The following is a 21913-nucleotide window of genomic DNA, read 5'->3' as shown; positions in this document are numbered from 1 at the left end:
TAAGCTCTCACTTCAATATTTGACCTTTCCCGGTCAATGTCTCTCTTAGCATTTCATACTTCACCTCCTGTACTGCAATACCTTGGTCTATGGCCATAGACGCGGCTACCGCAGCGGACTGTCCCAAAATCATAAATACAGGCTCCATACGGATAGATCCAAAGGCAATATGGCTGGAGGATACACAAACGGGAACCAATAGATTTTGACATTCTTCCCTTTTGGGCACCAAGGAACCATAGGCAATGGCATAAGGGCCATTTGTGCCTACTCCGATATCGCCCTCATTTTGTACAAAACCGTCATCCTTTACATAGCGTTGAATATTGTGGGAATCCATAGTATATGAGCCCATACCGACGGAATTTGGTGTGGGCTGTCTTTTTAATAGTTCGTTTTCAGTCATCACAAACTCCCCGATCATACGGCGCGCTTCTCTAACATAGATCTGGTGTGGCCAGTTGTCGTTATCTATAAACTCATCTTTTGAAAGTCCCCATTTGGACATTTCCAATCGTATAGTTTCAGGTACCCTCTCGTCATTGGCAACAAACCATAATAGGCCTTTTTGGTACTGCTCATGTTCCTTGATAATCTCTTTTCGACGTTCGTAGGATGCTTCTGGATAATCATAGTTCATACCAATGTTATCACTGCTAAAAGGACCATGATTGTTAGTGTCCGTCTTATGATTGGGAATAGCATCGAATTTATTGAACCATCCATCCCAACCTGTATCGAAGACCCGTCCCAAAAGTTCATACTGCAGGGGGTCATAACCCTCCGGTTTGGGAAAAGGGACCCTATTCGCCTCATGATCGGTCATACAAGTGCGAAAACAATACGCCTGTATCTTGTTATCACCCTCATATTTTTCCCCCGGATGTTCATCGGATACCCTTGGCAAAAGTCCGCTAGATGGGTCCCCAGATACCACATAGGGTGATATATCCGATTCGAACCAGTGCTTATGGTGCAATACCCCAGTCTGTATCCCGTTCCACTCTTCTCCATAAACATCACGACCTTCGCGACCTATATGATAGCTTATTCCCGCCGAAGCCATTAAATCGCCTTCATAAGTAGTATCTAGAAACATTTTACCGGTATAGGTCTTTCCGCTCAAGGTGGTAATGGATACAATTTTCCCTTCGGTCATTTCTACACCATTATCTCTGTTCAACCACTCATCCCGATCTACCCGGATTTCATACTCTTTGATTAAATCCTCAAAAACCTTCTCGGCCACATGGGGTTCAAAAATCCACATGGTACGGTTCTCTCCGTCCATGGCCGGTGTCCCTTGCCCTTTGTTGCCATATTCCGATTTAGGCTGCCATTTCCAGGCCGCATCCGTATTGTAATGCTGCCATACGCGATGATAAAATTCCCTGGCAAGGCCTCCTATTACGCTTTTATCACCAGTGTCCGTAAAGCCAAGACCGCCGGATGACAATCCACCCAAATGCCGGTCCGGTGATACCACAATAACCGACTTTCCGGATATTTTAGCTTCCACCGCAGCAACGACTGCTGCAGAAGTACCACCATAGATGATGATATCGGCAGTATTTGAATCATTTACCACTTGTACCTTTTCCTTACAGCCTAGGCCCAATGCTATAAAAAATGCGGCCATTAAGAGAAAGGAAATTGTTCGTCTATTTTTTTTCATAGTGTTACTGCGTTTGATTTTGATTTTTTAACATTATGGTATTAAAGCTAGCACCTATTAATTATGATCGTTGGCATTCGATAATGTGCTATCGATAATTGTTTTGAGAGTTTCATTCATCCTTTTTGCAACTTCGGGATGGCTATTGATCAAATTCTTAGATTCTGAAATATCTTCGGACAGGTCATATAATTCATCGGTGGCCTCTTCGCTTTCATGATTTTCAGCATCGATATATTTCCATTTGCCCATTCGAAGACCAAAAATGTTATTGCTAGATTGTACCACTACCGATTTTCTTTCACCTTTCTTTTTACCCTTCAATATAGGCAACAAATTATAGCCGTCCAGTGCAGCTTTCTCAGGTAATTCAAAGGCTACAATTTTTGCCAGGGTGGGCATGACGTCGTTAAGGGCAAACAGCTCGTCATTGGTAGTTCCAGCCGGGAATTTACCAGGCCAACGCGCTATGAAGGGAGTGCGCACTCCACCCTCCCACGCTGTCTGTTTCCTTCCTTTTAGTTGCCCATTTGGGTAATGGGCCTTCTTTCCGAAGGTATCTATGGAATCCTTGGGAATGTATTCCGCTATGCGTACGGGATGTCCGCCAGTTCGGTTGAGCTTATCGGAATCTTCAATTCCCCTATAACTGACTTGAAAGGCAGATCCGTTATCACTGGCAAAAAGAACGATAGTATCCTCTGTTAAACCCAAATCATCCAGGGTTTTCAGAATCTGCCCAATGGCATCATCCAGTTCATGCACATAATCCCCATACTCACCGGCCTCTGTTATTCCCTTAAATCTCCCACTGGGAGCTAAAGGCGTATGTGGAACATAAGGGGAAAAATAAAGAAAGAAAGGCTTTTTTTCTTCTTTTGTTTTTTGACCCTTCAGGAACCTTAAGCTGGCTTTCGTAATATAGGGCAAATAATGGTCCATAGGGATTAACTGCAAGTAATCGGTATCCGAAGCCGCTTCAGTGGTATAGTAATCATGTTGTAAAGCACCAATGATTTGTTTTCCGTTAAGAACAAAACATTCGCTCGCACAACTAAAGCCTAGCCAATGATCGAACCCATGATCCACAGGTCCGTCGTAAACAGGTTTTGAAAAATCAAGATTTGCTCCATTGTCATCCGCCCGGAACTTTCCATAACCCGCTGGTTTTTGTCCATCGATTGTTGGAAAGGATGCGCCCAAATGCCATTTCCCAAAACCCGCCGTTATATAGCCAGCTTGTTGTAGCATTTGCGGAAGTGTTAGTTGCCCTTCATCCATCATAGAAGGTTCATAATTTCCTAAAACCCCATGTTTATTCCAACTACGCCACGGGTATGAACCCGTCATCAGTGCAAAACGGGAAGGAGAACACACCGCAACAGGACAATAGGCATCTGTTAAACGAATGCCTTCGGAAGCCAACCTATCCAAATGGGGCGTAGGAATCAAGGATTCGGTGTTGTACGATCCCAAATCCCCATATCCCAAATCATCCGCCAGGATAATTACGATATTTGGAAGGTCATTAGAAACTGCCCGCTCCCCCTTCTTGCAGGAGCAAATAAAAAAGAATCCCATTAACAGGAGACCTCTTACCCAAGCAATGCTGTTGTTGACCATTGTGAATTACCTTATCCGTTGTTTATCTTTCAAAAGCCTTTTTTGCAAGCTACGATATGGGATATCCTGAACGGAACTTCCAGTATCAATAGCCAAAACAGCGGCCGTTGCGGCGGATTGCCCCAATACCATAAATACCGGCTCCATCCGTATGGATCCGAAAGCGATGTGGGTTGCGCTCAAGCAAACGGGGACCAGTAGGTTTTTACATTCTTCCTTCTTGGGTACTATGGACTTGTAACTTATAGGGTAAGGTGCCTTTACCTTGCACTCAACGTTACCTTCGTTCTGTACAAATCCATTGGCATCTACATACCGCTGCGTATGATGGCTGTCCATACCATAGGCACCAAGTCCAACAGGGTCATTGGGTATATGAAGCCCTTCGCAGTTATGTTGAGTCATTACATAATCACTTACCATACGCCGTGCTTCACGAATATATAATTGTTGTTGCCAGCCATCGGGTCTTTCAAATTCGTCCTTTGCCGTTCCCCATCGTGAAACCTCTTTGCGGATTTTCTCCGGGATTCGAGGATGGTTGGCCAAGGTCCACATGAGACCCATTTGGTAGTTGCGATGCTTCTCCACTATCTTTTCCCTTTCGTCATAGGAGGCCTCCGGATAATTGTAGTTCTGCCCGATAAAATCCGTTGAAAAACCATTCCTATTATTGGTGTCCGTTTTCCGATTAGGCATGCTGGAATTGATCCAGGGAACTCCGTTGAATCCTGCTTCGTAGTTTCTCAGGAGCAGTTCATAATCCATTTCTAAATACCCATCGGGTTTTACGAAGGGTATGCGATTTTCAGGATGGTCCGTGAGGCACATTCGAAAACAATAGGCTTGTACTTTCCTATCCCCGGAACCCTCGAGACCAGGTTTCTCATGTATACCGGGCAACAACCCACTTTCGGGATTCCCCTTTTTAATATAAGGATCAACACCTTGGACAAAATTATGGTTGAAGCCATTTTTGGAGACCACACCCAATAAGGAAGTATTCTTTATATTGGCCTGTACACCATTAAGGGTTTCCCCGTATTGATCATTGCTCTCGCGCCCATAGGTGTAAGTAACTCCTGCTGCGGCCAGAAGGTCGCCTTCATACGTGGCATCGATAAACACCTTCCCGGAAAAGACCTTGCCACTTTCCATTTGTATGGACAAGATTTTCCCATCCCTTTTTTTTATGCCCTTCTCCCTATTTAAGCGTTCATTGTAGACCAGGGTAATATCCTCCTTTGAAATCATATCCTGATACACAGAAAGCGCTGCAGAAGGCTCAAAAGTCCACATAGAGTTTTCTCCCTTCTCTGTACGGGTCTGTCCCCCATCCAGATATTCGGATTTCTTTTGCCATTTCCAATTAGAAAGATCATCGTAATGCGTCTTGATGTTCTCGTAGAATTCACGGGAAATACCGCCAATAGCTATTTTGTTGCCTATATCCGTTTGACCCAATCCTCCTGTGGTTAGTCCACCTATGCGATTTGTGGGCTCGATCAAGATCACTGATTTTCCCATTCGACTACTTTGTATGGCAGCAGCTATTCCTGCTGAAGTGCCTCCATATACAATAACGTCAGCCCTTTTTTCCTTTTTCTGCGCATGTAAAGGTTGGACATTGCCAAATACCAGAAATACAGTAACGGTAATTAAAAAAACTGTACCAATTGCTCGTCTCATTCTCATTCTTATTTGGATTTATAATTGATATTTTACATCGGGGCTACCAAAGTTGTATTACTTTTTTCAAAGAATACCTAAAAAAGGCAGGTAGTGCTAATTACCTGCCCTTTCAAATTTAAACTAACTCAAACTAACAACAATTTTTAATATCCGGGATTCTGGTTGCTTGGACTCAACGCAGGATTATTGTTAATCTCATTTATAGGTAAAGGAAAAAGTAGACTTACATCGCTCCAGGCCTTGCCTGTAGCTTCAACCGCCTCCCGAGCCGTTCCTGTCCTTAACAAATCGTTCCACCGCTTCATCTCCAAAACAAATTCATAGGCCCTTTCATTCAGTACTCTTTCTTTAAATTCAGAGGCCGATAATCCAGCAGGATAATCTTCTGGTGAAATACTATTTAGGTCGAAACCATAACCCCGTCTACGAATCATGTTCAACCGCTCAAGGGCCAGGGCATCGGGCCCGCCGTTGGCCTCATTGGCCGCCTCTGCATAGATGAGGTAGGCCTCCGCCAATCTAAAGAAAGGAATGTTGTTACGCGCGTTATTGCTATCGGTTGCATCAGGATCTCTATACTTTCTAAATAAAACCGGAGTCTGTTGATTTACAAAAATAGTATCGCCCTCAATTACTCGAAATCTATATATGTTGAATTCCTGGCGCAGGTCATTCGTGTCCCAATTCCCTAAAATGGAATTTTCCACAGGGAGCCATGCACGAAACCCGCCCACAGAATACCCCAAATCCCTATCATGAATGAAAGTGGGAATATTGTGGCCATTTGTAGCACTATAATGAGCGGACCATATATCCTCATCGTGCGTTATGACCTCCGGACCAAATATCTGTAAAAAATCATCAGCCTCCTGTACTTCGATCAAGGAAAAGGGGCCATTGTTGATTACCTCATCGGCCAGGTCCCTGGCATCAGCCCAATTTTCGGTATTCAAATAGGCATCGGCCAAGAGCATTCTTGCCGCCCAAGAAGTAACCCTACCGCTTTGGCCATCGGGAAAGGAAGGGGCCAAATCGGGGAGCGCTACGGCAATGTCATTTATAATAAATTCCCAGGTCTCTGCCACAGAGGCCCGGGGTTGGGGAATTTGATCCAAATTGGTAAACTCCGTATCCCGTAAGGGAACGCCGCCCCAATACTTGACCAGGTTACTGTAGAAAAAAGCCCGCAAAACCCTGGCCTCGGCCAAGTATTGTGCCTTCAAATCCCCATCCATATCAATTCCTGGGACATTTCCCAAAACCGCGTTGGCCCGGTTGATGCCTACGTACATATCATTATAAGTATTGAACGCCCTGTTCTGATTACTGTTGTCCAGGGGCACATCATAGGTGCTAATGGGGATTTGGCTTCCCCTGCCATTGGAATATTCCGCCCTGTTTTCCAGTAATGACATGAACCATATCGCCGGAAAACCTCCACCCGTATTCAAGACGCTATAAACAGCGTTCAAAGCGGATAGGGCATCGGCTTCATTGGTATAAAAATTCTCGTTCACCAAAAAGCTTGGTGGATCTTCCGTTAGGGCCTCATCGCATTGTATGAGCGACAGGCCTGCCAAAATGATATATATTGCTATTGACTTCTTCATTTTTTTGGATTTAAATGTTTTCCCGTTACACATTATAATTGGAGATTAAGGCCCAGCGTAAAAATCTTTGCTGAGGGATATCCGGTCTGGTCTATTCCAATACGCAGATCACCAGTTCTTGAGCGCGTACTCACATCGGGATCCAATCCGGGATAGTCCGTTAAGGTCAACAAATTTTGTCCGCTCACGTAGATTTGCAACGACTTAATCCCAATGTCCATTTTGTCCACGGGTAGGTTATAGGACAGTTTAATATTCCGTAAACGTAGGAAGGAAGCATCTTCTATAAATCGCTCCGAGACCCTAAACTGTGATCGGTTTTCCGTGGGCCTGGGATATGCAGCATCGGTATTCTGTGGGGTCCAAAAATCATTGTACAAATCTACCAATTGGTTGCTCCCCTGACTAAAGGAGTTGGTAATCCCGCCCCCAGTGGCCCAGAATAGATCGTTCCCTTGGGAACCTTCAATAAAGATGTTCAACTGCAGGTTTTTATATGTAAAGGTATTGTTCAATCCATAGACGAAATCAGGATAGGGATTTCCTATAATCTCCTGATCTTCATTGGAAATCTCCCCGTCGCCATTGAGATCCACAAATTGTATGACCCCTTGATCGTCATAACCATCCTCTCGGAATCCGAAAAACATACCCAGAGGTTCCCCTTCCCGGGCAATATTAACAGGCGCATCAAAGGGAATGCCCAAACCATCCCCCAGAATATCCTCTCCAATGGTGATTACCTCATTAAGGTTAAACGATAACTGACCGGCCATATCCCATCCAAAACTACCTCCAGACAAGGTGGCCCCGACGCTAAATTCCATCCCATAGTTTCTGATTTCCCCAAGATTGGTAATCAGTTCATCAAAACCTACCGAGCCCGGCAAAGGTATTATGGCCAGTAAATCCTTGGTTCTCTTATCATAATAATCTACGGTAAGACGGTACTTATTATTAAAGAAGGCCATATCCAGTCCAACACCTAATTGAGCCGTGGTCTCCCATTTTAAATCTGGATTCGGTGCTTGATCTGTGGCAAACCCGATTACATCGGTATTGCCGAAAGTGCCCCGGGTCTGATCCAGCCTATTCAGGGACTGAAAAGGATCAATCGCCGTACTTCCGGTTTCCCCATAGCCCAATCTCAATTTCATATCAGATATGGTTTCGGAATTCCTAAGAAAGTTCTCATTGCTTATACGCCAGGCAAAGGCACCGGAGGAAAACACGCCCCATTTGTTGTTCTCTCCGAACCTTGAGGAACCATCAGCACGGATACTGGCCGTGAACAAGTATTTATTGTCCAGGTTATAGTTCACCCGTCCCAGCCATGAAAGTAACGTCCATTCTTCGACTTCCGATTCATTGGGAAGGGTGGTGGCTCCACTGCCCAGATTATTGTTCTGTAAGGCATCCGTGGGAAAATCGGTGGCTTGGGAACGATTGAATTTGCTTTCAAAGGTCTGTATTGTAAACCCGGCTACGGCAGAAAGGTTATCGTCCTCCCCTATCTGTGTATCATAGGAAAGGATATTTTCATTAAGAAAGGAAATGTTCCTTCTCAATTGAGTATCAGCGCTTCCCGTGGGAGAGACGTTGTCCAGTATAGATGGGGAATAGATATTTCGCTCTATAAACTCCTGCTCTGCACCTCCCATGACCTTGAATCTTAAATTTTGGGCAAGTTTAAATTCAAAGGCCATATTGGCCAAAGCCTTGGTTGTTTGTAACTGGTTGAGCCTTTGTGCCCAAGCCAGGGGATTGTTGATGGCAACCGGACTAAAAGGGAATGCCCCCACATCGCTAAAGTTACCGGTTTCATCAAAAGGGGCAACCAAAGGCGGTGCCGCTATGGCAGCGGTAAAAACATTGTTCCCGGTTCCCGACCCATTGTTTATTGCTGCATCGTCATTCTCCAAACGCGTTACCACGGCACTTGCCGTAAGCCTGGCCCAATCGTTTACCTGGGAGTCCAAGGCCAGGCGTACAGATCCCCTTTTAAGACCAGAACTAATGATTACCCCTTGCTGTTCAAAGTAGTTGGCCGAGGCGGAATAGGAAGACTTTTCACTTCCCCCGGAGAACGTCAAGGTATGACTTTGGATGCCGGCCGTCCTAAAAATAAGATCTTGCCAATCGGTCTCTATGTTCGGTAGATTATTCAAGTCAAAAGGCATGGGTGCCCCCTCGGTTTCTGCCTGAATATTGGCTATCTCGGCAAATTGCCGGCTATTCATAAGGTCATAGGTATTGATAACCTGCTGTACCCCGTAATAACTATCGAATTCTATACGGCCCTGTTCCCCTTTTCGTCCCCCTTTGGTAGTAATCATGACCACCCCATTGGCGCCTCTGGATCCATAAATGGCGGTTGCAGAAGCATCTTTAAGGATATCGATGGTCTTGATATCCGCGGGGTTCAGAAAATCGATTCCACCGGTAACCGGAAAGCCATCTACCACATACAACGGATTGTTGTCCCCCAAATAGGAATTGCCGCCACGGACCTGTATTTGAACCGCAGATCCCGGTTGACCGGAATTTTGGATGACCCGTACCCCAGCGGCCCTTCCTCGTAAGGCCTGCTGTACATCCTGGACGGGCAAAGCGGTAAGGTCTTCAGAAGCTACCGAGGATACGGCTCCCGTAACATCACTTTTTCTGACCGTACCATAGCCTACTACGACTACCTCCTCAAGTCCTTCCGAACTCTCCTGAAGGACTATTGCAATGGAACTTTGTCCGCTAACAGGGATTTCCAGTGTGGCAAAACCTATATAGGACACTGCAAGGATGGCATTTTCATCGGCAACACCCAATGAAAAGTTTCCATCAAAATCAGATTGGGTTCCATTGGTAGTACCTTTCTCCACAATACTTGCACCTGGTAATGGCACGCCTTCCTTATCGGTGATGACGCCCGAAACCTGATATTGCATCTCTTCAACAGGAGGGCTTCCACCATCGGAACGCTCTGGGACTATTGTGCCAGTAACGGTTTTTCTTAGTATAATCTGTTTGTTCAGGACTTCATGACCTACATCAGTACCTTTAAACAATCTGGATAAAATAGCCGCTATGGGCTTTTTCTTCACCTTTATACTAACTGTCCTATTAAGGTCTACATCTCTACGGTTCAACAAAAACTTGTAATCCGACAAAGATTCTATCTCATCAATTACTTCCCGAACTGTGACATTCTCAAGATCTAGGGTTATTTTTTCGTTCTGGGCATACGTATTAGCCTGTATTTGAATCAAGGAAACTACGGTTAGAAGAAATGTAAGTTTCATTTTCAGACTAATTATAGGAAAGAAGTACATCAACTTCCCCATTTTAGAGGGTTTTTTCATAATTTTAGTGTTCTTAATTGGTTTAACTAGTTTAAATCACTTTACCAAATCGGGAAATGTGTCCGCATTTTCCGATTTTTTTATGTTTAGTGAATTGCGTTATGGTTTTTAAGGATATCAGATCATATGCTTTACATTTTGGATTATTTAATGATTATCTCGTTGTTTTCAATGTAGTATTCAATTTCATAACTTCTTTTGAACGACTCCAAAACTTCCTCAATGGTTTCTATATCAAAAGTTGCATCATACAATTGATGGTCTAAATCACTGTTTGTATTTTGAATATTTACATTGTATTTACGTTCCAAGGATTGTCTAATCCTTAAGAAAGGTGTATTGCGAAAAACAAGTTTGCCTTCTACCCAAGCGGTGTATATTTTAGTATCTACTTGCTCTATGGACATGTTACCATTCTTTTTGTTCCATTCTGCCTTGAACCCTGGTTCCAAAAGCGTTGAACCACCAAGAGCATCTTCATCCTTCTCTTGGTATAGCATAATTGATCCTTCTACTAAAACGGTGCTCATGCTACTATCTTCGGAATAATTGGACACATTAAAAGCTGTGCCAAGGACTTCTATGTGCATAGTACCGATAGAGACTATAAAAGGGTGGGCATTGTCCTTTGCCACTTCAAAGTAAGCCTCCCCTGTTAAAAAAACATTTCTCTTTTTACCCTTTGGAAAATTAATGGGATACCGCAAGGTTGTACCTGCGTTTAAATAGACCTGGGTCCCATCCGAAAGGACCACATCAAAACGCTTTCCATATGGTACCTTAAGCGTGTTATAAATCAATTCTTCGGTTTCGACATCTTTAGAGTAGGTAAGTTGGGTTTGGTCTTGTTTCCCTATTATATTTCCCTCGGAATCTCTTAAAACACTAATTTCACTCGGTTTTATAATTTTAGTAGTACCATTGTCCAATGTAATGGTAACAGGCTCATCCTTAGGGCTCAAAATATTTGTTGGTTTTGAATCAGGAATACTTTGCCATAACAAATACCCTATACCAAAAAAAAGAACAAATACTGCGGCGTATTTAAAGTAATTCTGAACGCTAAGGATCCTGGAACGCTTTCTATCTTTTTGAATGTCTCTTAATAGATTTTTTTTGATCTTTTCTATATCTGGTGGTTTATTCATAGCTGTAGTGACTTCGTAATAGATTTTAACATACTCGTCAAAAATGCGACTGTTACCATCAATGGAAATCCATTTGGACAATTGATCTAAATCTTCCTTAGTAGCTTCGTTGCAGAGGTATTTTATAATGAAATCTTCTATTTTCTTTGATGACATGGATGTTCCTCACTTTTATAAAAGACAATGGAATTTTGCGATACCCTAACTTTTAAGCCATTTTTTTTTAATATTTGCCCAACAAAGGCATTATTTATAGCGATTAAGTCAATTTGAAGTATATCTACGACAACGAAAAAAAACTGCTGGAAGGCTTGAGCAACGGGGAGGAAAAAGCTTTTGAATGCTTGGTGGATCGTTTTTACGAACGTCTATTCGGATATGCGCTAACCCTTGCCAACGATTATGGTACAGCCGAGGATATCATACAAAATGTGCTCTTTAGTACTTGGAAAAGAAGAAAAAAGTTGGCGATCCGGTCTTCCCTTCAAAACTATCTCCTAAAATCTGTTTACAATGAATTTGTAAACCAGTATCAAAAACAGAGATCCACACTGATTTTGGAAAGCAAATATTTTGAAGGATTGGAAAAGGCAGTGCAAGGACATGATAATATCTCCTTGGAAAGAGCTTTACATTTGATTAGGAAGGAAGTGCAAAACCTCCCTCCAAAGTGTCGTGAAGTATTTACATTGAGCAGGAAGGAAGGACTCACCAATCTGGAAATAGCAGAATATCTTAATATTTCCATTAAAACGGTCGAGGCCCAGATTACAAAATCTTTTAAAATAATTCGGAAAAATGTGGGTAGCAAGGTTAAGACATTCCTCTTTCTTTTGACAAGGCGAGGGTCTTTGGACAAAACCTCGCCTTTATCTTAACCATAGCCCCATGGATGTCAGTTAAGCAGTTCTTAAAATCTAAATTTTGAATCGCAGTCCAGTCCTTAAATAGGCAGTACTATTTTTATCTATGCCGATTACCCTTCTATTTTTGGCATCGAGCAGTTCCGCATTGCTAAAAAACACATTGGCCAGGGTACAAAAGAGCTCTAAATTCCTGCCGAATTTAAACTCGTATCTTATGCCGGCTACCACCAGGGATAAGTTGACTTTTTCAGCACTTTCAGTCCCATTGACCAAAAGAGCTTCTTGTATATTTGACGTAAATCCATCCAACTCGGCGGTTAGTTTCAACCTTGATTTCCTTGAAATGTGAAATTGAAGGTTAGTTCTTGGTATGCCAAGGTTATAGGACCATTTCGGATGAAATTTCCGATAATAGCTAACAAAGGGAATAGGATAGGAAAATCCCCGGTTTTCCGAATAAGAAATACCTAAAATAAGTCGCGATGGTTTTTTAGTTCCCGTGTTTTTCGTCCGATCCTTTATGAAAACTAAATCAGCGGAAAAAACAACATCTTCCAAAGAAATGTTCTTTACCAAATTTGAGCTGAAACCCGGTGTAAACCTGGCTCCTACCCTCCAGTCTTGATCCAACTTAAAAGTATAACCTAAATTGATATCGAGTAACTGGAAATCTTGTAAGACCTCGGTATCAAAGGCATCTATACTTGAGTCAAAAGATAATTCAATGTTGCTATAATCCAAACCAAGCAATAGGTAATTCCCTTCTTTTATTTTTATTGGATAGCTAAATAATCCACGAATTCTGCGATAGTCGACATTGGTGGTACCTTTAGGTAAGAGGGTATACTCTATTCTAGCTAAATCGGAAAGCTGACCGCAAGCGAACACGCTGCATAAAAGCAAAAAAAATAACAGGAATTTATCCTTCATGAAATCGGTTTAGCTTCCCGTTAATAAAATAGTGGTTGGTTGTTTTTGTATACTGTCTTTTATCACTCAAAAGGTGTATAAATCTAGATTTTCAGAATCTGTCGTTCAAAAAATTTTGGCATTTCTATTTTGAATTTTTTGTAAATGTCCTCTGGAATTCCAATATCCGCAACAAAAATATCGGTTTCAGGTGAAAGTGCCTTTAAAATCTTTTTGGGCGCAGCCAGAGTCAATACCTCATCGGCCATAAACATTGGATACGGCCCATTGCTTGAAATTCCCAAAGGAATATCCAGTGAAATTCTATGAGCCCCGGATGCATTTGCCATATTGATTTTTTCTAAGAATATCCGAGGTAGAGGCAATCGCTGGGAAAAACCAAGATAAGCATCTATCCAAATATCTTTTTGATCAGGCAAACCTTCCTTTACCCCAAATGATAACGCTCGTTTCAATTGTGCCTTGGGTAGTTCCTTGGTAATGGATACGGCCACATCAAGATAAACATTATATCCCCAGGCGGCCAATCTTCTGGCAGCGACCAGGCCTCCACCTCCATTATTTCCGTTCCCGATACCAATTATAATCTTATCATTTTTTGAAGCATTATTTGTAGTGAAGCGCGCCAATTGCAATCCTGCATTTTCCATCATAAGTTCAATGGGCAGGTTGTACTTCTTCACCGCTAAGTAATCCATCTCCATAAATGATTTCAGGGACAGGGGTTCAGTTTTCATCAGATTTATTCTACGGTTTATTTAGTACTATAAGGGGTCAGGTTTACCAAAACAAAATCAGTTCTCGGCATTAATACCCTCTGAAACAATTGATTTTGAATGCGTTACGATTTCAAAATTAACATTTAATTCAAGCATACATCCAATTGTATAGAGTATAAGTATGTCATTTCCTATTTAGAAATGTAATCATAACATTTAACACTGACCAAATTAGTTCCGTTGATCCGCACTTGCACCATTATCTTTTTCTAAATCGGACCATCCCAAATAGCGGATGACAACCTACCTGCATTCGACCCTTTACGTGAACACCAAAACCCTGACCCCTTAATTCATGAAGTATTGGAATTATGGATCAGGGAGATTTTATAATGAAAGCCAAATAGTTTCCGAATTTTCTAACCCTCCATTTTTGATAAGCCCGTAAGAGGCAACCTTTCTTGTCTGTTGTGTACCAGGTTACCTTATTAAGAAGTCTATTTTTACTTAACGCGTTTGTGAGTTTTGCTTATGCTTTTTTTCTTGCTGTACATATATAAACAAACTCATATACCTGATGTACCTCTATATCTTCAAGTTCATCCGGTAGCAAGTCTACGGGACACCCTATAGTTGTGTTATGATACGCAAATACTTTCTTGAAATAAAAATGTTCCAACCAATTGGACGCTTTATACTCCTGTTCATCCAGAAAAAGAATTTTTCCACCTTTTTTGGTCACTCTAACCATCTCGGCCAAAGCAGTTTTTGGGTCCGTAAATCCATTAACCGCTCCATAATTTGTGGTAATATCAAATGAGTTGGACTTAAAGGGAAGGTTGGTTGCATCAGCCAAAATAAAATTCGCAGGAGCCTTCTGCTTGCTCATAAGACGTCTTCCCTGTACAATCATCCCTGCAGAAAGGTCTACGGCGGTATATTCGGCATTTAAATTCATATAGCCATGCCTAAAGAGGGAATTTCCACTACCACTGGCAATATCAAGCGTTTTTACTTTTTGATTCGATTCTAAGTATTCTCTTAGAAAATCCTGGTGGACAGCGGCGTGAGTTTTCTTAGGCTTAAAATTACCGATTGCCAGTGAAATCTTAATCGGTATTGTGAGCAGGAACAAGTAGCCATATCGCGGATCTTTTATTTGTATAAACACAAAGATTAATAAGGGCAACAACCATAGAAAATCAAAGATTGTGATACTGCCAATGCCGCGAAATACGACTAAGTTTATCAGGTTGTATACGGAAAAACCAAGACAAAAAACTATTAAAAAATACACGATCCAGTAACGTACTGACACTTTGATTGGTCTAACCGGAAGCATAAAGAAAGGATTCCAAAAATTGTAGAACCATGCAAAATATTTATAAACATTATCCATAAGTTCTTTATCTTCTTTACCCAGGGAATCCTCCATATAAAGCCTGGGAATGGCACTGACACAAGGAAATTTCTCATCACATGAGTCACACTTCCAATAGGTTTGGTAACGATTACTTAAGCTACTGTCTTTGTCACAGGGGCATATCACGTTTGATTCTGTCATAATCAATAATTTATATTAATGGTTATTTTTTCTACTTGCTTAAATTCCTATTTCGACCGATGTACATAATCAAGGGCCTAACCTTCAATAGATAATGGCATTAGCATAAAGACGAGGTATCACCAGTAGTGAATTAGAAATGGGAGTTTAATTTAACTGTACTATTTAATTTCGGGCAATAATAGGAATACCAAGAATCAGTGTAAAACAAATACGTTTATCTATCATTAATTTAGATAAACGACATTGTATAATCCAATTCAAATCTTTCCCCAAATTGTCCTTCTAAATCCATTTTAGCATAAAGCATTCCTCTAAAAATGACTATATTATGAATTTCCAACTTTCTCAAATTAGCTACTTCCATATTTGGAAAAAATGACACGTTATTCAGTAATGCCCGCAATCCATTATAAGTTTCGTACTACAAAATCAAGGGTTTCCAACCAGTAATAACAAATACTGTTTCATACATAGAATTGAACAATAAGTCGAAAAACAAACGTTTTGTATTGGGTTTCTATTGTAGTTTTATTCAAATTTATGGTATTGTTGTTCTAGGAAAGAAGTCCAAAACCTAAGGAATTATTGATTCTTCCGAGGAAAAAGAAGACCTCAAATCAAAATAGAAATAGAGTTGTATAACCAATTTACTATACAAGATCTAAAGGATTTTGTTGTGACTCACCATAGCGGTTTCATGGAAAATCCACATATTCGATTCTAAAGATATTTGGCCTTTTCGCAATTGCTATCCATAAGTAGTATCTTTACAGCTTCATTTAGGCATTTATTACAAACATGCTTCATTTTTTTTCTAGTAAAAAGTTTTTAGTTGATTATTTAGAGGGTCTTGTAGACATCCATAATCACATTTTACCTGGTATTGACGATGGTGCAAAAACCGTTGAAGAATCCATTTTGTTAATTAAGGGATTTGCAGAATTAGGCATTTCGAGCATTATTGCCACCCCGCATATAATGCATCATTACTACCGTAACAATCAGGAAACCATTAAGGATTCATTACTGATTCTAAAAAACGAGTTGTTAAAAGAGGATGTAAAAGATATCTCCTTATATGCAGCCGCAGAGCACATGATAGATGACAATTTTGAATCGATTTTGGAGAGTGATGATATTATGCCAATAGAAAGTCATTACCTATTAGTGGAAATGTCATATTTGCAAGCATCTATCAATTTTGACGATGCTATACAGAAAATAAAAAAGCAAGGGTATTTTCCAATCCTGGCCCATCCGGAAAGATATCTATATTTACATGAAAGCCTAGTAAAACATAACGAATATAAGAAGCAAGGGGTTTTGTATCAATTGAATCTGTTATCCCTTGGTAAATACTATGGTAAACAAGTGAAGCGAATGGCCTTTAAACTGTTGGAAGAAGGCCTAATTGACTTTGTTGGTTCAGATGTTCATAACCCCAGTCAATTGAACAGTCTGAAAGAAGTACAGGTGAATGACAAAACAATAAAGACTTTACAACCCATTCTGGAGAAAACCAACCTTCATTTCAACAACAGTTAGAATTTCGACCAAGCCTTGTATTATTGTCAATCTATTAGAATACAATACTACCATATATTCCTTTTCACTGAAATTGAACAATAAATGCCGGTGAACTGAATTAATTAGTCTCAGAAGGATGATCCAAGACCTCCTATTAGATGCACAAACTCAAGATATTTACAACAATATGACGTAACAGTAAATACTTAAACAAGATACGTACCATCCGAAACGAGCTACTGAGAACACCTTTAAAGTTTAATGACCAGAGGGAAAAATGAAACTAAAATAGCCAAACCTTTAATGGCTCATAAAATCAGTAACTGTATGCAAGTGTTATCGCATTAATGGCCTCTATCATTACGATTGAAGATAATGTACCCTAGTATAGACGATCTTAAATAATTTTTCGAATTCAAGGTGTCGTTTAACTGTAAAAAACAATTTAAATAACTAAATCGGAGAGAATAACTTGTAAGAAAATTGTGCAGATTATATCATTTTTAGGCGTTTAATCGAAAATTAAAGTACAAACCTATTTAAGTGCAATATCTTCGATATCAAGTTTAGCTAAAATGCTTACAATGGAATTTACTTTCTTAAAGGCGAGATGGAAACTGGAAGGAGAATAAGCAAATCGCATCTAATCCATTCTTCTTATAATTAATAAGATTAAAAAACGTTTAAAAAAAGTTAATCATATGTATCTAAATGTATAATTCAACGAAATTGCTCGAGAAATGATTGATAATACTACTTCAAAAAAGAAAATATTGGTTACTGGCGGAGCCGGTTTTATCGGATCCCATGTTATTAGAAGATTTGTAAACAAGTACCCAGCGTATCATATTTATAATTTAGACGCATTGACCTATGCTGGCAATTTGGAAAATCTAATTGACATAGAAGGAAAAGAAAATTATACGTTTCTCAGAGGAAATATCACGGATGAAAATTATGTAAAAACTATTTTCGAGAAATACCGTTTTGATGGAGTTATTCATTTAGCTGCGGAATCACACGTGGACAGGTCAATAAATGATCCCCTGGCCTTTGCGAAAACTAATATTTTGGGTACCATGATACTCTTAAATGCCTTTATGGCATTATGGAAAGAAAATTGGCAGGGGAAACGATTTTACCACATTAGTACAGATGAGGTTTACGGCACCCTTGGCGAAACCGGCTTGTTTGGAGAAACGACCCCATATGACCCCAATTCACCTTACTCTGCCTCCAAAGCTAGTTCCGATCATTTTGTAAGAGCTTACGGTGAAACATATAATTTGCCTTATGTGATTACCAATTGTTCAAATAATTACGGAGCCAACCATTTTCCTGAAAAGCTGATACCACTATTTATAAATAATATTATACATAATAAGCCGTTGCCAGTTTACGGAGATGGTAATTATACCCGGGATTGGTTATATGTTGTTGACCACGCCATTGCCATAGACCTTGTTTTTCACAAAGGTGTAGACAAGGAAACCTATAATATTGGTGGTTTCAACGAATGGAAAAATATTGATTTAGTAAAATTACTTTGCCAGCAGATGGACGAAAAACTAAATCGTGAAAAAGGGAGCAGTGAGAAACTGATAACTTATGTTAAAGACCGTCCCGGACATGACCTACGTTACGCCATTGACGCTTCCAAAATTAATAGAGAATTGGGTTGGCGCCCGACCGTGACCTTTGAAGAAGGACTTTCACAAACTATTGATTGGTACTTGGCCAATGAGGAGTGGTTAGGTAATGTAACCAGCGGGGCGTACCAAGAATATTATAAATTACAGTACAAATAGCGCATGAAAGGAATAATTTTAGCAGGAGGTTCTGGGACAAGATTGCACCCATTGACATTGAGTGTAAGTAAGCAATTGCTACCTATCTTTGACAAACCAATGATTTATTATCCTTTGTCAGTCCTGATGCTTGCCGACATAAAGGAGATATTGATAATTTCAACACCACAGGATTTGCCAAATTTTAAAAAATTGTTGGGGTCTGGGAAACAGTTTGGTATTCAATTATCGTATGCGGAGCAACCATCTCCGGATGGTTTGGCACAGGCTTTTACCATTGGGGAGAGTTTCATTGGTGATGATGATGTTTCCCTAATCCTAGGTGATAATATTTTTTACGGCGCCGGATTACAGAAGTTGTTGCTTAAGGCCATTAAAATTGTGAAAGAACAAAAAAAGGCAGTTGTTTATGGTAATTATGTAACAGATCCTGAGCGCTATGGTGTGGTGGAATTTAACGAAAATAAGGACGTTTTAAGTATTGAGGAAAAGCCAAAAAACCCCAAATCCAAGTATGCCGTAGTTGGCTTGTACTTTTATCCCAACAGTGTGGTAGAAATTGCGAAGAACGTAAAACCTAGTGATAGGGGCGAGCTGGAAATTACTTCAATAAATCAGGAGTATTTAGATCGGACACAATTAAAACTGGAAATTTTAAGTCGTGGTTTTGCCTGGTTGGATACAGGAACCCATGAGGCTTTAACGGAAGCAACGGAGTTTGTTAAAGCTGTTGAAAAAAGAACCGGGCTCAAGATTGCCTGTTTGGAGGAGATTGCTTTAAATTATAAATGGATAGACAAAGAACAATTAAAAGAAAGGATTTTTGAATTAAAAGGGGAATATTACAATTATCTTCAAAATTTGTTGGATTAATGTCCTTAAAACAAAAAACAATATCCGGTGTTGTGTGGAGTTTTGCCGAGGCTTTTTTCTTAAAAGGACTTTCCTTCGTTACCATGCTCCTATTAGCTCGTTGGCTAGGGCCCATAGATTTTGGTCTAATGGGAATGATTGCGGTATTTATTGGCATTGGGACGTCTTTAGTAGATAGTGGGATGACCGCTTCCATTATAAGGACAAAAAATGCGGATGATTCTGATTTTACTACGGTATTTTACATGAATATGGCCATGAGTCTACTAGTATATGCCATTATGTTTTTCGCAGCACCCCATATCGCATCTTTTTTTGGACAAACAATACTTATAGAAGTCATTAGAATTTATTGCTTAACTTTTATTATATCAGCCTTTTCCGCAATACAACTGGCCATTTTAAATAAAGAAATGCTATTTAAAAAGTTGGCACTTTTAAACGTCCCGAGCATTATTATCGGCGTTGGTGTGGGTCTTTTTCTGGGTTACAATGATTATGGTGTTTGGAGTATCGTGTCGATGTATATGACTACACAAGCCATTTTGTCAATATTACTTTGGAAAACAGGATCATGGAAACCCGGTTTGAATTTTTCTAAGGAAAAATTGAAATTCCATTATAATTTTGGCTACAAACTGATGTTAGCAGGATTAATGGATGTAATTTTTAAAAACAGCTATAATATCATCATTGGGAAATTTTTCCCGGTGCAGACCTTGGGTTATTTTGAAAGGGCAAGGCGATTTAGTCAATATCCCTCACAAACTATTACCGATATTGTTGGAAAGGTTACGTATCCCATGTTGGCCCAATTGCAGGATGATACCCCGAAATTGGCAATGATCTACAGGAATTTACTTCGAATAGCATTTTTTATCATTGCGCCTTTGATGTTGGGTATGGCCGCCATTGCCGAACCTTTGTTCGACTCGGTTCTCGGATCGGAATGGATACCTGCGGTACCCTATTTCCAAATATTGAGCTTGGCTGGCATGTTGTTCCCCATACATGCTTTTAACGTCAACGTATTTAAGGTATACGGCAGAAGTGATCTGTTTCTAAAAATAGATATAATTAAAAGGTCGATCCTTGTTCTGGCCTTGATAATCGGCTTTCAATTTGGAGTTCTAGGTCTGGTCTGGGGTAGCGTTTTCGTTTCTCTTGTTAGTCTGCTTATCAATACCTATTATGCTAGTAAATTAATAGACTATAGTACAAAACGGCAATTACTGGATATGCTGCCTATTTTGGTCGTGGCCGGTCTTACTTTTTTATTAATGTACCATTCAGTTGGTATATTTACCGACTATGGCAATCTCGTACAATTAATGGTAGCTTCGTTAATTGGAATTACCTTTTACCTATCGATTCATTCGTTTTTTAAGGCAAGCCCTCTTTATGCCCTTATAACAATTATAAAAAACCGAAGGTTATGATACCTGTTACCTTACCCTTTATACCACCTAAGGAGGACTATGATATTTTATTGCATGGCATTTGGAAACGTCAGTGGCTCACCAATATGGGGCCTTTGGCCAGTGATCTTGAAATGAAACTGAAAGACTATCTTGGCGTTGACCATCTATTATTCGTGACCAATGGTACTGTGGCATTACAAATGGCAATAAAGGCATTGGGTTTGAAAGGTGAAGTTATTACCACACCCTTTACTTATGTAGCAACTACCAGTAGTATTGTGTGGGAAAATTGCGAACCCGTTTACGTAGATATAGACCCCAAAAGCCTAAATATTGATCCCACTAAAATTGAAGCCGCAATCACCGCCAAAACTTCGGCCATTTTGGCAACACATGTATATGGCAATCCATGTGATGTGTTGGCCATTGAAAAGATAGCAAAGAAGCATAAGCTTAAAGTGGTTTATGATGCCGCCCATGCATTTGGAGTCCAAGTTAATGGTACCTCTATTTTTAATTATGGTGATATTTCTACCTGTAGCTTACATGCGACCAAGCTATTTCACTCAGGTGAGGGTGGTTTGGTAATTACTAAAGAATCACGGCTGTTAAAAGAAATGGCCCACATGCGAAATTTTGGTCACTCGGGTCCGGAAACGTTTTATAATTTAGGAATTAACGGTAAGAATTCAGAGTTCCATGCTGCAATGGGTTTGGCCAATTTCAGTTACATTCAGGCCATTCATGATAAGCGTAAATTATTGACCGAACGTTACGATAAACAACTAAAGAACTTTAAAGGAATAAAGCCCGAATGGCATAAGGATTCCAAGGCGAACTACGCCTACTATCCGATAGTTTTTGATAGTGAAGAATTACTAATAAAATGTATTGATCTGCTTAAGTTGAACGAAATATTTGGAAGACGCTATTTTTACCCGTCCTTAACATCCTCGTTACCTTATTTGGAATCAAGACCGCTTAAGTGTACCGATGATATTTCCAAACGTATATTCTGTTTGCCTCTGTACTTCGATCTTACGGTAGAAGAAGTAGATATGATATGTAGATTGTTACTAAGAGCGCAAAATAACTAGG

At 40.2% G+C, this 21913-nt stretch carries 15 protein-coding genes; 6 read left to right on the top strand and 9 right to left on the bottom strand.

Translation table 11 applies throughout. From position 1 onward, the window contains the following. Window positions 1-7: 7 nt before the first annotated feature. From ACP2AF_RS13920 to ACP2AF_RS13895, 6 genes are all read right to left on the bottom strand, one after another. Window positions 8-1675, bottom strand: coding sequence for an FAD-dependent oxidoreductase (locus ACP2AF_RS13920; protein ID WP_425236760.1), 1668 nt, complete (start codon window positions 1673-1675; stop codon window positions 8-10). Window positions 1676-1732: 57 nt separating this feature from the next. Beyond that, window positions 1733-3298: a sulfatase family protein gene (locus ACP2AF_RS13915; protein WP_425236759.1), complete on the bottom strand. Its 1566-nt coding sequence runs from the start codon at window positions 3296-3298 to the stop codon at window positions 1733-1735. 6 nt (window positions 3299-3304) lie between these two features. Then, on the bottom strand, window positions 3305-4987 hold the full coding sequence (locus tag ACP2AF_RS13910) for an FAD-dependent oxidoreductase (protein ID WP_425236758.1): 1683 nt from the start codon (window positions 4985-4987) through the stop codon (window positions 3305-3307). Between the two features lie 146 nt (window positions 4988-5133). Next, entirely contained in the window at window positions 5134-6600 is a 1467-nt protein-coding gene (locus tag ACP2AF_RS13905) for a RagB/SusD family nutrient uptake outer membrane protein (protein ID WP_425236757.1), read from the bottom strand. Window positions 6601-6632: 32 nt separating this feature from the next. Beyond that, window positions 6633-9896: a TonB-dependent receptor gene (locus ACP2AF_RS13900; protein WP_425236756.1), complete on the bottom strand. Its 3264-nt coding sequence runs from the start codon at window positions 9894-9896 to the stop codon at window positions 6633-6635. A gap of 203 nt (window positions 9897-10099) precedes the next feature. Beyond that, on the bottom strand, window positions 10100-11260 hold the full coding sequence (locus ACP2AF_RS13895; protein ID WP_425236755.1) for a FecR family protein: 1161 nt from the start codon (window positions 11258-11260) through the stop codon (window positions 10100-10102). Window positions 11261-11373: 113 nt separating this feature from the next. Here ACP2AF_RS13895 and ACP2AF_RS13890 point away from each other — a divergent pair, with 113 nt between their 5' ends. Next, complete coding sequence (locus ACP2AF_RS13890; RefSeq protein WP_425236754.1) at window positions 11374-11982, top strand: RNA polymerase sigma factor; 609 nt, start codon at window positions 11374-11376, stop codon at window positions 11980-11982. A 39-nt stretch (window positions 11983-12021) separates the two neighbouring features. Here ACP2AF_RS13890 and ACP2AF_RS13885 read toward each other — a convergent pair whose 3' ends face one another. The 3 genes from ACP2AF_RS13885 to ACP2AF_RS13875 form a co-directional block, all read right to left on the bottom strand. Beyond that, complete coding sequence (locus tag ACP2AF_RS13885) at window positions 12022-12900, bottom strand: DUF6268 family outer membrane beta-barrel protein (protein WP_425236753.1); 879 nt, start codon at window positions 12898-12900, stop codon at window positions 12022-12024. A gap of 83 nt (window positions 12901-12983) precedes the next feature. Beyond that, entirely contained in the window at window positions 12984-13637 is a 654-nt protein-coding gene (locus ACP2AF_RS13880; protein WP_425236752.1) for an NAD(P)H-hydrate epimerase, read from the bottom strand. Window positions 13638-14148: 511 nt separating this feature from the next. Next, complete coding sequence (locus ACP2AF_RS13875) at window positions 14149-14790, bottom strand: class I SAM-dependent methyltransferase (protein ID WP_425236751.1); 642 nt, start codon at window positions 14788-14790, stop codon at window positions 14149-14151. A 1194-nt stretch (window positions 14791-15984) separates the two neighbouring features. Between ACP2AF_RS13875 and ACP2AF_RS13870 the strand changes: the two genes are divergently transcribed. From ACP2AF_RS13870 to ACP2AF_RS13850, 5 genes are all read left to right on the top strand, one after another. After that, entirely contained in the window at window positions 15985-16731 is a 747-nt protein-coding gene (locus tag ACP2AF_RS13870) for a tyrosine-protein phosphatase (RefSeq protein WP_425236750.1), read from the top strand. A 722-nt stretch (window positions 16732-17453) separates the two neighbouring features. After that, entirely contained in the window at window positions 17454-18521 is a 1068-nt protein-coding gene (rfbB, locus tag ACP2AF_RS13865) for a dTDP-glucose 4,6-dehydratase (protein ID WP_425236749.1), read from the top strand. 3 nt (window positions 18522-18524) lie between these two features. Further along, entirely contained in the window at window positions 18525-19394 is an 870-nt protein-coding gene (gene rfbA / locus ACP2AF_RS13860) for a glucose-1-phosphate thymidylyltransferase RfbA (RefSeq protein WP_425236748.1), read from the top strand. Beyond that, window positions 19394-20833: a lipopolysaccharide biosynthesis protein gene (locus tag ACP2AF_RS13855; RefSeq protein ID WP_425236747.1), complete on the top strand. Its 1440-nt coding sequence runs from the start codon at window positions 19394-19396 to the stop codon at window positions 20831-20833. Before rfbA ends, ACP2AF_RS13855 begins: the two co-directional genes overlap by 1 nt. Next, on the top strand, window positions 20830-21912 hold the full coding sequence (locus tag ACP2AF_RS13850; RefSeq protein WP_425236746.1) for a DegT/DnrJ/EryC1/StrS family aminotransferase: 1083 nt from the start codon (window positions 20830-20832) through the stop codon (window positions 21910-21912). Before ACP2AF_RS13855 ends, ACP2AF_RS13850 begins: the two co-directional genes overlap by 4 nt. Window position 21913: the final 1 nt, after the last annotated feature.

The organism is Ulvibacterium sp. (assembly GCF_965248315.1).
Lineage (GTDB): Bacteria > Bacteroidota > Bacteroidia > Flavobacteriales > Flavobacteriaceae > Ulvibacterium.
This window is presented reverse-complemented; position numbering and strand designations above follow the sequence as displayed.

Bases quoted from the DNA above. Each gene is read 5' to 3' on its own strand.
- ACP2AF_RS13910 (WP_425236758.1), bottom strand. From the start codon at position 4,987: ATGAGACGAGCAATTGGTACAGTTTTTTTAATTACCGTTACTGTATTT.
- ACP2AF_RS13905 (WP_425236757.1), bottom strand. From the start codon at position 6,600: ATGAAGAAGTCAATAGCAATATATATCATTTTGGCAGGCCTGTCGCTC.
- ACP2AF_RS13850 (WP_425236746.1), top strand. From the start codon at position 20,830: ATGATACCTGTTACCTTACCCTTTATACCACCTAAGGAGGACTATGAT.
- ACP2AF_RS13920 (WP_425236760.1), bottom strand. From the start codon at position 1,675: ATGAAAAAAAATAGACGAACAATTTCCTTTCTCTTAATGGCCGCATTT.
- ACP2AF_RS13880 (WP_425236752.1), bottom strand. From the start codon at position 13,637: ATGAAAACTGAACCCCTGTCCCTGAAATCATTTATGGAGATGGATTAC.
- ACP2AF_RS13855 (WP_425236747.1), top strand. From the start codon at position 19,394: ATGTCCTTAAAACAAAAAACAATATCCGGTGTTGTGTGGAGTTTTGCC.
- ACP2AF_RS13900 (WP_425236756.1), bottom strand. From the start codon at position 9,896: ATGAAACTTACATTTCTTCTAACCGTAGTTTCCTTGATTCAAATACAG.
- rfbA (WP_425236748.1), top strand. From the start codon at position 18,525: ATGAAAGGAATAATTTTAGCAGGAGGTTCTGGGACAAGATTGCACCCA.
- ACP2AF_RS13885 (WP_425236753.1), bottom strand. From the start codon at position 12,900: ATGAAGGATAAATTCCTGTTATTTTTTTTGCTTTTATGCAGCGTGTTC.
- ACP2AF_RS13915 (WP_425236759.1), bottom strand. From the start codon at position 3,298: ATGGTCAACAACAGCATTGCTTGGGTAAGAGGTCTCCTGTTAATGGGA.
- rfbB (WP_425236749.1), top strand. From the start codon at position 17,454: ATGATTGATAATACTACTTCAAAAAAGAAAATATTGGTTACTGGCGGA.
- ACP2AF_RS13870 (WP_425236750.1), top strand. From the start codon at position 15,985: ATGCTTCATTTTTTTTCTAGTAAAAAGTTTTTAGTTGATTATTTAGAG.
- ACP2AF_RS13895 (WP_425236755.1), bottom strand. From the start codon at position 11,260: ATGTCATCAAAGAAAATAGAAGATTTCATTATAAAATACCTCTGCAAC.